General features: G+C 36.5%; 12 protein-coding genes and 1 tRNA gene. 7 read left to right on the top strand and 6 right to left on the bottom strand.

All coding sequences use genetic code 11. The features are described from left to right. Positions 1 to 63: 63 nt before the first annotated feature. Positions 64 to 147, top strand: a tRNA-Leu gene (locus LIZ08_RS09875). 73 nt (positions 148 to 220) lie between these two features. Here the strand turns inward: LIZ08_RS09875 and LIZ08_RS09870 are convergent. The 5 genes from LIZ08_RS09870 to LIZ08_RS09850 are packed head-to-tail and all read right to left on the bottom strand — an operon-like array spanning position 221 to position 3,711. Continuing rightward, a complete protein-coding gene (locus tag LIZ08_RS09870) occupies positions 221 to 1,354 on the bottom strand; it encodes a tyrosine-type recombinase/integrase (protein WP_004182166.1) in 1,134 nt (377 codons plus the stop codon). Between the two features lie 3 nt (positions 1,355 to 1,357). Then, a complete protein-coding gene (locus LIZ08_RS09865; RefSeq protein ID WP_000598356.1) occupies positions 1,358 to 1,552 on the bottom strand; it encodes a DUF3173 domain-containing protein in 195 nt (64 codons plus the stop codon). A gap of 59 nt (positions 1,553 to 1,611) precedes the next feature. Beyond that, positions 1,612 to 1,998, bottom strand: coding sequence for a hypothetical protein (locus LIZ08_RS09860; RefSeq protein ID WP_001096844.1), 387 nt, complete (start codon positions 1,996 to 1,998; stop codon positions 1,612 to 1,614). A 2-nt stretch (positions 1,999 to 2,000) separates the two neighbouring features. Continuing rightward, the gene (locus tag LIZ08_RS09855) at positions 2,001 to 3,197 is read right to left on the bottom strand and encodes a replication initiation factor domain-containing protein (RefSeq protein WP_004182182.1); all 1,197 of its coding nucleotides are present in this window, start codon (positions 3,195 to 3,197) and stop codon (positions 2,001 to 2,003) included. A 40-nt stretch (positions 3,198 to 3,237) separates the two neighbouring features. After that, positions 3,238 to 3,711, bottom strand: coding sequence for a hypothetical protein (locus LIZ08_RS09850; RefSeq protein ID WP_000182279.1), 474 nt, complete (start codon positions 3,709 to 3,711; stop codon positions 3,238 to 3,240). 319 nt (positions 3,712 to 4,030) lie between these two features. Here LIZ08_RS09850 and LIZ08_RS09845 point away from each other — a divergent pair, with 319 nt between their 5' ends. Continuing rightward, positions 4,031 to 4,477, top strand: a complete 447-nt coding sequence (locus LIZ08_RS09845) for a helix-turn-helix transcriptional regulator (RefSeq protein WP_000287814.1) — start codon at positions 4,031 to 4,033, stop codon at positions 4,475 to 4,477. Positions 4,478 to 4,640: 163 nt separating this feature from the next. On the opposite strand, the gene LIZ08_RS09840 is transcribed toward LIZ08_RS09845, so the two are convergent. After that, positions 4,641 to 4,967, bottom strand: coding sequence for a DMT family transporter (locus LIZ08_RS09840; protein ID WP_009732038.1), 327 nt, complete (start codon positions 4,965 to 4,967; stop codon positions 4,641 to 4,643). 648 nt (positions 4,968 to 5,615) lie between these two features. Between LIZ08_RS09840 and LIZ08_RS09835 the strand changes: the two genes are divergently transcribed. The 5 genes from LIZ08_RS09835 to LIZ08_RS09815 all read left to right on the top strand — a co-directional run bounded on the left by LIZ08_RS09835 (position 5,616) and on the right by LIZ08_RS09815 (position 9,759). Then, on the top strand, positions 5,616 to 6,053 hold the full coding sequence (locus tag LIZ08_RS09835; RefSeq protein WP_049483546.1) for a zinc-dependent MarR family transcriptional regulator: 438 nt from the start codon (positions 5,616 to 5,618) through the stop codon (positions 6,051 to 6,053). A gap of 1 nt (position 6,054) precedes the next feature. Beyond that, positions 6,055 to 6,759, top strand: a complete 705-nt coding sequence (locus tag LIZ08_RS09830; protein WP_003013743.1) for a metal ABC transporter ATP-binding protein — start codon at positions 6,055 to 6,057, stop codon at positions 6,757 to 6,759. Continuing rightward, a complete protein-coding gene (locus tag LIZ08_RS09825) occupies positions 6,752 to 7,555 on the top strand; it encodes a metal ABC transporter permease (RefSeq protein WP_003009676.1) in 804 nt (267 codons plus the stop codon). Before LIZ08_RS09830 ends, LIZ08_RS09825 begins: the two co-directional genes overlap by 8 nt. A 2-nt stretch (positions 7,556 to 7,557) precedes the next feature. Further along, on the top strand, positions 7,558 to 9,063 hold the full coding sequence (locus LIZ08_RS09820) for a zinc ABC transporter substrate-binding protein AdcA (RefSeq protein WP_118096029.1): 1,506 nt from the start codon (positions 7,558 to 7,560) through the stop codon (positions 9,061 to 9,063). 138 nt (positions 9,064 to 9,201) lie between these two features. After that, positions 9,202 to 9,759 carry a DUF6287 domain-containing protein gene (locus LIZ08_RS09815; protein WP_118228501.1) on the top strand — a complete coding sequence of 186 codons (558 nt, stop codon included), beginning with the start codon at positions 9,202 to 9,204 and terminating at the stop codon, positions 9,757 to 9,759. The last annotated feature ends 62 nt before the right edge of the window (positions 9,760 to 9,821 follow it).

Here is a 9,821-nt window from a genome sequence, read left to right as displayed (position 1 = left end):
AAGGCAAGGGACTTTGACTCCCTCATGCGTTGGTTCGAATCCAGCTACCCCAGTTAAATTTATGCCGGCGTGGCGGAATTGGCAGACGCGCTGGACTCAAAATCCAGTGTCCGCAAGGACGTGCCGGTTCGACCCCGGCCGCCGGTATAGTAAAAAAGACAAGGTTTTCGGACCTTGTCTTTTTTTCTCTGTTTTTGTTGAGTTACCAATTTTTTCCATTTTAAAATAAATCATCAAGTTTATTAGCCAATGTTTTCTGTTTGCTAGGGTACAAATGAGAATAAGTATCAATTGTTGTTGTAATAGATGCGTGTCCTAATCTTTCTTTGACAACAAGATAATCTTCTCCTTGATTTATAAGTAATGATGCATGAGAGTGTCTTAAATCATGAATTCTTATTTTCTTTAAATCTTTATCCCTTTCTAGTATTTGCTTAAACTTCTTATCAATCATATTTTTTGTAATTGATATTGGTGTACTCTGTATTATTTGAAGTTCTTCAGTATTTTTCGTAAATTCCTCAAGTTTTTCTTTTTGTTTTACTTTCCAATCTATTAGCATTTCTGCTAATTTCTGATTTATTGTTATATTTCTAGTTCCTGATCGTGTTTTTGTTGTATTAATGTAGCTTGTATTATTAACAAAGTATACCGTTTTGGTAACGTAAATCGTATTTGTTAAAAGATTTATATCATTCCAGTTCAATGCGAGGATTTCTCCCATTCTCATTCCAGTAAAGAAAGCAATTACGAAAAACAGGTCATAACTTATTTCATCATCTCGAATAAGTCCTCTAAATCTCGTGAATTCTTCTATACTCCAAAATTTAATATCAGGCTTCCTAATTGGTAATTTTCTCAGATTCTTAACTGGATTTTTATCAATGAGTGATTTTCTTATACCAGTATCAAAAATTTTTTTAAGTAGAATCAGAACCTTATTAATTGTATTATAGCTTAAAACTTCATTTTCATTTTGTTTTTTAGGTTTTGTTTTTAGGTATTCACGAAATTCGAATATATGGTCATACGTTAATTTATTTAAATTTGTATTTTTAAAATATGGCTTAATATGACGCTCATAATTATTTCTTTGTGTACTTGTGTAGCTTACTTTTCTGCCATTTTTCAAATCATCTTCTTCAAGTAAGTCGAATAACATATCCGTTGTTACTACAAAGTCAAATTGTTTTTCTTTTAATTCTACAACTCTAATATGTTGTTCAAGTTCTAGGGCTTCCTTTTTAGATTTTAATCCTTTACGAATAATACGTATTCTTTTTTGTGTGACTGGGTGGAAACCGTTAGAAACATCAACAGTCCATTTACCACTTTTAGTTTTACGAATAGTCATTCATTATGCTTCTTTCTGGAGTTCAATTCCTAGTAGTTCTTCAGCGACACTGGCTGGAATTGTACCAATCCGTTTGTTATCGTAGATATTAAAACCACGATTCACTAATAGTAATTTGCCAGTATGGATAATCTTTCTTGCAGTTCCTGGAGCAAATCCAAGTTCGATAAGGTCATCTTTTGTTACAGTTTTAATCATGTGCTCTCCTTTTCTAATTAGATTAAGTACGGGGAGGATTAACTCCCCTTGTCTTATACTTATTTTTGTTTTACATCTACTAAATGGATAGCATCCGCCTTGTAATACATCGTTGAACTAATCATAGTAGCTTGTAAATTGTCAAATGTAACTGGTACTTGATCCATTGCTTGGATATAGTCATTATCGACTAAAGCTTCTGGATTGTCTACTGAGACTTGGGTTGATTTCTTTTTGAATTGTCCATCCTTGATCGTTACATTGTATTTCCAACCAATGATTTTATCGGTATTAAAACGTCTTTCGCTACCATCTCGGTTTTTGATAATTTCTCCGTTTGCATCTGCTCGGACTTCCGTTTCAAATTTTGGAATGACTTCATCCAATTCAAATTTTGTTCCAATGTTATTGAAATTCCAGTCATTTTGTGAGAGCATTTTTGCCATATTTAATTTCTCCTTTTGATATTTTCTTTGATTGTAGGGATTAAATCTTCTCTTTTAAAGAGAATTGCCCTTTCTATTAATCCACTTGCTAAATCTGGTGGATATTCCATATTGTTGAGTGCGAGATAGTTAGATTTCTCATACTCATGCAGTAAGTTATTGTCGTATAGAAATTTATACGCTTTTAGAATAGCTCCAGAACCTTTATAGGTAAACCATTCTAATTTTTGTTCTAGTTCTGTCTTTGGTTTTGAAATAATGATAGAGACAGGTTTTGAGTGACCTAAAAACTTTTCCCAAGATCTCAAAGGTTTTGAGAAGTGACTATCACTATAGAACCTCACTTTTTCTTTGAGGTATCCCTTGGTAAAGTTAAGAAGATCTATTTCTGAATGCAACCATTCTTGAATGAAGTAGTGAGCTTTTGCTTTCCTAAGTTCTAACTCAGTTCTTATCCAATTTTCTATATACCGCTTGCTGATCCCGAGCTTTTCAGCTTGTTCTAAGCGCTTATCGTAAATTCTAAGTCTTTCATCATCATTGGGTTTTCTTAAATATAAGGTCTGACCGATCGTTTCATCTCCGTAGGTATTGTAGTAGGTGCTTTTTCCATATAGAAAGCGTTTCTTCTGACAAATCTTTAGAAGTTGATTAGGAGTGAAATAGGGTGTTTCATTAAAATCATCTATTGCAATATCAATTCGTCTTACTGAAAAATGAATGTAATTGTAGTAGAGGTTGTTCAGAAACTGTCTTTCGGAGAGACTATTTGGATCTAATACCATATCTCTATAGAACTCTAGTGCCTGTCCTGACATGACAAGCATGTAGGACGACTCTTTCGATCCATAGTAGATACGGATATTCCCATAATGAAGCTGGCTATCATAGTTATAGTATTTAAGGCTCCCCTTATTCTCAATAAATAGGTCAAAGTCAAGAAATAGGATATCTTCGATTATTTCTTTTGGCGAAAATTCAGTCTTATCAAACTGAATTTGAATCCAGTCAAATACAGAACGTAAATGCTCATTTTTTGCCATAGATTTTGATTCAACTTTTTGCCTAATTTTGCCACCCTTAAAATCTCCAAAACCCTTGGTAATACTGAATTTTTTCGATGGTACACCTAACTTGCAGAGGGTGGTGTTACTACACACCCTATCGGTCAAAAATGGTCCGTCCGCATCTACGCTCATTTTCGGCTTTCTGCCTCATGGCTCAGCCGAAAACTCGCTATTAGCCGAACCTATTTTTTGACCTCTTGTTAACAAACCCTAGTAAGCCGGTTTGCATCGACTCTTCAATATCTTGGATTTTCTTTTTTAGGTTGGAATTCTCAATTTTTATCAGTCGCATTTCTCGCTTAAATTCCTGTTTTAAGGCGCTCAGTTCATCGTAGAGCTCATCTATTACTTGGTTTAGGGATTCATGTTCATTGTCTGCTAGACTCCCAAATACGGCTTGTATAGCCTCTTTTAGACCTATTTCAAGTTTTAGTTTAGCTAACTTTTGAAATTGTCTAAGGTCTTCGTCTGTAAAATCATAGGCAACTGTATAACTTAATTGATGAGTTCTGGGATTTCTACTGATAGGAACTTTAATTTTCTTAAATTCCTTGCCACTTATCTCTTTAATCAGTTGAATCCAATTTTTAAGAGTAGAGGTAGAGTTTAGGCCAGAAATTTGATTGACTAACTCTTTATTGGTCATCTTTTTGTGAAACCTCCGAAATTTTCTTGTGCAACTGAAGAGTTTTCTGTGGTATAATTGTTACATAATATGTTTTGATCTTGGAACGAACGGCACATTTGTTTCAAGATTTTTTATTTTGTCGAATCCTACCTCCTTTATTAAAATTTTTTAAATCGACTACTAGTTACATACGCTTTTACCTCCTTTTATGCTATAATATTCTCAATGGAATATTCAATCTCAAAATAAATATTCCTTATGGAATAATTCTATTTTATACCGTTTAGAATATTTTGTCAAGCTAAAATATACGAATAAGAATATCTATAGGAGAATTATGTATACAGAGGATTATAAATTTTCAGAGAGGTTAAAAACTCTCAGAAAATCAAAAAAGTTAACTCAAGTACAAATATCGGAATTAATTGGAGTTCAACAAGGGACATATTCTCGGTGGGAGAATGGAACGTTAGAACCAGGATTAGAATTCGTTGTGAAATTAGCAAATATCTTTGGGACTACTACAGATTATTTGCTGGGACAAAAACCTTATTCAATTATCAGTAGTTTACCTCTAGAACAATTAGATCTTACCAATATTGCAAACTTTTCAAAGGATGAGTTTGATATTTTGAAACATTCAATAGCAGTTTCGGTGGCAAGAAATAAAATAAAGGCAACAGAACTAAAAGATAGAGTTATAGAAAAAAATCAGTTGTCAGAAAAAGATGCAGAACTTTTGAATAAGATTTTTGAAGAAGTTAAAACTTATTGGGAAAATTAGGAGGACGCTAGTCTTCAAAATTCCCTCCCAAAATGTGTCCAAAATATTGACAGAATTCTAGCTTTTCATTATAGTTCTTATGGAACTTTTTTTCTACAACAAAATAGGCTCCATAATATCCATAGGGGATTTACCCACTACAAATAGTATAGAGCCGGTTTTATTAATGTCCTGCATTTCCTAATAAGTTAACCATGACAACACCAATGATAATCAAAATTAAACCGATAATGCTATAAACATTTAGTGTTTCTTTGAAAATCATTACTGCGATAGAGGCTGTCAAAACTAAACCGACAGCTGACCATGTTGCATAAGCTATTCCTAAAGGAATTTTTTGCATTGCTAGTGAGAGGAAATAGAAACAAACGCCATAGCTAAGTAGGGCAGAAACGGTTGGAATAGGCTTTGTAAAACCGTCTGATAATTTCAAAAGGTTAGTTCCCAATATCTCTCCTACAATGGCGATAAAAAGATAAAAGTATGACATGTCTTTAACCTCCTATATGTCATGTTTTTGCTCTAAGAGCTATTATAGCTATCCGTTTTTTATAAATCTTGGCACAAGTCATGAGAATTTGTAGTAAAACTGTGGCAGACACTTTTTCAGAACCAATAGCTGATAAGTTTAGTATATCATAAGATAAATTTAAAAAAAAAAGTTTTGTTAGAAAATGAATTATCAAATTCTTGGGCTAAAGAGTTATTTTTGTTAAAATAATAAAAAACACTTACCCTAATTAAAGGAGAAAATAAAATGATTACATTAACTGTTAATCGTACAAGTGTCTTGAATACCTCTGGATGAATATAACCTGTTGGGACATATCGTCTATTCTCTGATGATGCTCTTAGAACGATAAGGTATGGAGTGTTACCAAAAAGTTACTAAAATTTGAAAAATGAGTCTATTTTGCAAGATTCAAAAGGCTTAAAACCCTATTAAATCAGGGTTGTAAGATTTAAATAATGGAGTTATGGAACTCAAAATCCAGTGTCCGCAAGGACGTGCCGGTTCGACCCCGGCCGCCGGTATAGATTATAAAGGAGTTTTACTCCTTTTTTTGTTTTATTTTTTTCTTTTTTATGATATAATTAACCGGTAAAGTTTCTTTTAGTGAATTAGAAGGAGTTAATTTTGTCTGAAGTTGCAAATAAAATCGATCGATTTTTAAATTCTATTTTATTGTTATCAGAAAATCAGCATGAGATTTTAGTTGGTTCTTGTACAAGTGGTGTTTCATTAACCAACACTCAGGAACATATTTTGATGCTGGTTGCTGATGAAGCTCTAACCAATTCTGTCTTAGCAAAGAAATTGAATGTTAGTCAGGCGGCTATCACGAAGGCTGTGAAACCTTTATTAAGCCAGGGAATGTTAGAGACTTATCGCGATGAGAATGATGCTAGGGTTCTCTATTATCGCTTAACTGAGATTGGTAAGCCGATTGCATTAGAGCATCAGCACCACCATCAGCATACCCTTCATACTTATGAGGATGTTTTGTCGAAGTTTACTAATAATGAGCAAGGGGTTATTTCGCGGTTTTTAGATTTATTGGAAGAGGAGTTATAGTTTGAGGTATATTACGGTTTCGAATTTATCGTTTTATTATGACCGGGAACCGGTTCTGGAAGGAATCAATTACTACTTAGATAGTGGGGAGTTTGTAACCTTGACCGGTGAAAATGGTGCTGCTAAGTCAACCTTGATTAAGGCTAGTCTTGGGATTTTACAGCCCAAGGTCGGGACAGTTGAGATTTCAAAGACGAATGTTAAGGGAAAGAAGTTAAGGATTGCTTATTTGCCGCAACAGATTGCTAGTTTTAATGCAGGATTTCCCAGTACGGTCTATGAATTTGTGAAGTCAGGTCGGTATCCTCGTAAAGGCTGGTTTCGAAAGTTGAATGAGCACGATGAAAAGCATATTCTGAAGAGTTTAGAATCTGTTGGGATGCTGGAGTTCAAGGATCGGGCGATTGGTTCTTTGTCTGGTGGTCAGAAACAGCGGGCCGTCATTGCTCGGATGTTTGCTTCAGATCCGGATATCTTTGTTTTAGATGAACCTACGACAGGGATGGATGCGACGACAAAGAGTGATTTTTATGAGTTGATGCATCACAGTGCGCATCACCATCAAAAATCTGTTTTGATGATTACGCATGATCCTGAAGAGGTTAACCAATTTGCGGATCGGAATATTCATTTGGTTCGTGACCAAAGCTCTCCTTGGAGATGTTTTAATGTCCATGATACTGAAGGGGAGGGTGACCATGCTTGATTTATTCCAGTATGATTTTATGCAACGGGCCTTGTTGGCTATGGTTGCCATGAGTCTTTTTTCTCCTGTATTAGGGATTTTCTTGATTTTAAGACGGCAGAGTCTTATGAGTGATACGCTAAGTCACGTCTCTCTTGCGGGTGTCGCTTTTGGGCTTTTCCTTGGGATCTCTCCGACGCTTTCGACTATGATCATTGTCATTATAGCTGCGGTTTTTCTAGAGTATTTGCGGACCTTATTTAAGGACTTTATGGAGATCGGGACGGCAATTCTAATGTCCACTGGTCTTGCCCTAGCTTTGGTACTGATGCGTGGTGGTGGGAAAAGCTCCATGAGCTTGGATCAATATTTGTTTGGTTCTACCCTAACCATTACGGATGAACAGGTGATCGCCTTGTTTGTGATTGCTTTCGTTGTATTAGTGCTGACGGCCTTATTCTTGCGGCCTATGTATATTTTGACCTTTGATGAAGATACGGCCTTCGTAGATGGCCTTCCGGTCCGGACCATGTCCATCTTATTTAATGTGGTAACGGGTGTTGCTATTGCTTTAATGATTCCTGCAGCAGGATCGTTATTGGTTTCAACCATCATGGTCTTACCGGCTAGTATTGCGCTGAAATTAGGGAAGAACTTCCGTGGGGTCATGCTGATTGCGGTCATTATTGGCTTTATCGGGATGTTTAGTGGGTTGATTTTGTCTTATATTGCAGATACACCAGCAAGTGCCAGCATCACGCTTTTATTTGTGGCCTTGTTCTTGCTTGTGAATCTTGGATCACGTTTGAGGAAGTAAATATGAAATTTAAAAAAATAGGTTTAATGTTGTTGGTGGCTTTTGCTCTTATCTTAACTGCTTGTGGCAAAAGTCAGAGTCAAAATGGAAAATTAAAAGTGATGACCACTTTTTATCCTGTTTATGATTTTACAAAAAATATTGTCGGAGATGAAGGAACGGTAGACCTGCTCATTGGAGCGGGATCAGAGCCTCATGAATATGAATTGTCTGCTAAGGGACGGGCTATGATTCAAGATTCGGATGTTTTCGTCTATGAGAATGAAAACATGGAAACGTGGGTTCCAAATCTTTTGAAATCAATGAAGGATAAGAAAACCAAAGTGATCGATGCCACCAAGGGCATGGTCTTGCTTCCTGGATTGGAAGAGGAACATGAACACGAAGGGGGCGAAGAACACCATCATGAATATGATCCTCACCTTTGGCTCTCTCCACATCGTGCCATGAAGATGGTAGAGTCGATTCGCGATCAGTTGGTCGCAGCTTATCCAGATAAGAAAAAGACGTTTGAGAAAAATGCGCAAGCTTATTTGAAGAAGTTACAGGCTTTGGATCAAGCTTATCAGGATGGCTTGAAAGATGCTAAGCAAAAGAATTTTGTGACCCAACACGCGGCTTTCCGTTACTTGGCCTTGGATTATGGCTTAAACCAAGTGGCTATTTCAGGGATTTCACCTGATAGCGAACCTTCTGCTGCACGATTGCGTGAATTGACAGAGTATATCAAGAAAAATGAGATCAAGGTGATTTACTTTGAGGAAAATGCTTCTAAGTCCTTGGCGAAAACCTTGTCTTCTGAAGCTGGTGTTGAGTTGGCTGTCTTAAATCCTTTGGAAAGCCTGACGGATCAAGAAATGAAAGATGGCGAAGACTACGTGTCTGTTATGAAGGAGAATCTGAAGGCACTAGAGAAAACCACATCCCAAGCTGGTAAGGATATTCAACCGGAACATGAGGAAGATGCTAAGACAGTTCAAAAGGGCTATTTCGAGGATAGTCAAGTGAAGGATCGTAGCTTAGCAAATTATGCAGGTGATTGGAAATCGGTTTATCCATACTTGCAAGATGGAACGTTGGATCAGGTCTTTGATTATAAGGCAAAATTAAATCCAACTATGACGGCTGCTGAGTATAAGGAATATTATACCAAGGGTTACCAAACAGATATTGATCGGATTAAGATTGATAAGGATTCAATGGAGTTTTATCAAAAAGGATCTTCTAAGAAATATACCTATAAATACGTAGGTAAGCACATTTTGACTTATAAGAAGGGGAATCGTGGTGTTCGTTATCTCTTTGAAGCGAAAGAGAGCGATGCGGGAGACTTCAAATATGTTCAATTTAGTGACCATGAAATTACTCCGGTAAAGGCAGCTCACTTCCACATTTTCCATGGAGGAAAGAGTCAAGAAGCGCTTTATGATGAGTTGGAAAATTGGCCAACTTATTATCCTTCCAACTTATCTGGTTTAGAAGTGGCACAGGAAATGCTGGCTCATTAAGAGCTATATCAAAAGAAAGACTAGGACTGATTATCCCGGTCTCTTTTTGATTAAAAATGGGGAGCAAAGCTTGTCAAATGCTTGAAAATACGTTACAATGAAAGGGCTTTAAATTAAAAAATGTATGGGGAATTTTAAATGAAAAAAGTTGGTGCAATTCTTGTGAGTCTTCTCAGTGTGGTCCTGTTGGTAGCTTGTTCGCAACAGGGAACGAGCAAAAAATCAACCACTTCTTCTAGTCAAACGACAACCTCTTCTGAGGTCAAAAAGACGGATGCTTCTAGTTCGGAAGTGAAGGAGAAAGAAAAAAAAGAAGAGAAAAAAGAAGTGAAGAAAATGGATCTTGAGGCTATTGCCAATGGAGACTACAGCAGTATTGCTGGTGTCTGGCAAGATGATAAGGGAAACAAGCTGGTCTTTAACGACAAAGGGTTGGTCTCACAAGAGTTAGAGGGCTATGGAGCTTCTTTGACGGATTATGGAACAGCCTCAGAAGGCATTTATGGTGGTCGTGATGGAGGCTTCTTGTTGGAGTATATTCCTGCAGGAGTGACCATTGGTGATCAGGTCGATGATCAAGGACAAGTCGTCTTTAAAGATACATCAGATGCCTCTAAAAACCGCTTATGGTCTGGTGTTGGTATCGCTAGTTTTGGGGAACAAGGCTCGATCTACTATCATGTAGGAGATGAATAATGGAAAAAAGAGGCTGGGACAAAAGTCCTAGCCTCTCAATTATTTTTGGATTGTCAAGCAAG

The sequence above is a fragment of the Streptococcus sp. 210928-DFI.4.42 genome (assembly GCF_020554365.1).
Lineage (GTDB): Bacteria > Bacillota > Bacilli > Lactobacillales > Streptococcaceae > Streptococcus > Streptococcus parasanguinis_S.
Note: the sequence above shows the minus strand (reverse complement) of the source record. Positions and strands in the feature narration are given on the sequence as shown.

Bases quoted from the DNA above. Each gene is read 5' to 3' on its own strand.
- LIZ08_RS09815 (WP_118228501.1), top strand. From the start codon at position 9,202: ATGAAAAAAGTTGGTGCAATTCTTGTGAGTCTTCTCAGTGTGGTCCTG.
- LIZ08_RS09865 (WP_000598356.1), bottom strand. From the start codon at position 1,552: ATGATTAAAACTGTAACAAAAGATGACCTTATCGAACTTGGATTTGCT.
- LIZ08_RS09855 (WP_004182182.1), bottom strand. From the start codon at position 3,197: ATGAGCGTAGATGCGGACGGACCATTTTTGACCGATAGGGTGTGTAGT.
- LIZ08_RS09825 (WP_003009676.1), top strand. From the start codon at position 6,752: ATGCTTGATTTATTCCAGTATGATTTTATGCAACGGGCCTTGTTGGCT.
- LIZ08_RS09870 (WP_004182166.1), bottom strand. From the start codon at position 1,354: ATGACTATTCGTAAAACTAAAAGTGGTAAATGGACTGTTGATGTTTCT.
- LIZ08_RS09845 (WP_000287814.1), top strand. From the start codon at position 4,031: ATGTATACAGAGGATTATAAATTTTCAGAGAGGTTAAAAACTCTCAGA.
- LIZ08_RS09860 (WP_001096844.1), bottom strand. From the start codon at position 1,998: ATGGCAAAAATGCTCTCACAAAATGACTGGAATTTCAATAACATTGGA.
- LIZ08_RS09840 (WP_009732038.1), bottom strand. From the start codon at position 4,967: ATGTCATACTTTTATCTTTTTATCGCCATTGTAGGAGAGATATTGGGA.
- LIZ08_RS09820 (WP_118096029.1), top strand. From the start codon at position 7,558: ATGAAATTTAAAAAAATAGGTTTAATGTTGTTGGTGGCTTTTGCTCTT.
- LIZ08_RS09850 (WP_000182279.1), bottom strand. From the start codon at position 3,711: ATGACCAATAAAGAGTTAGTCAATCAAATTTCTGGCCTAAACTCTACC.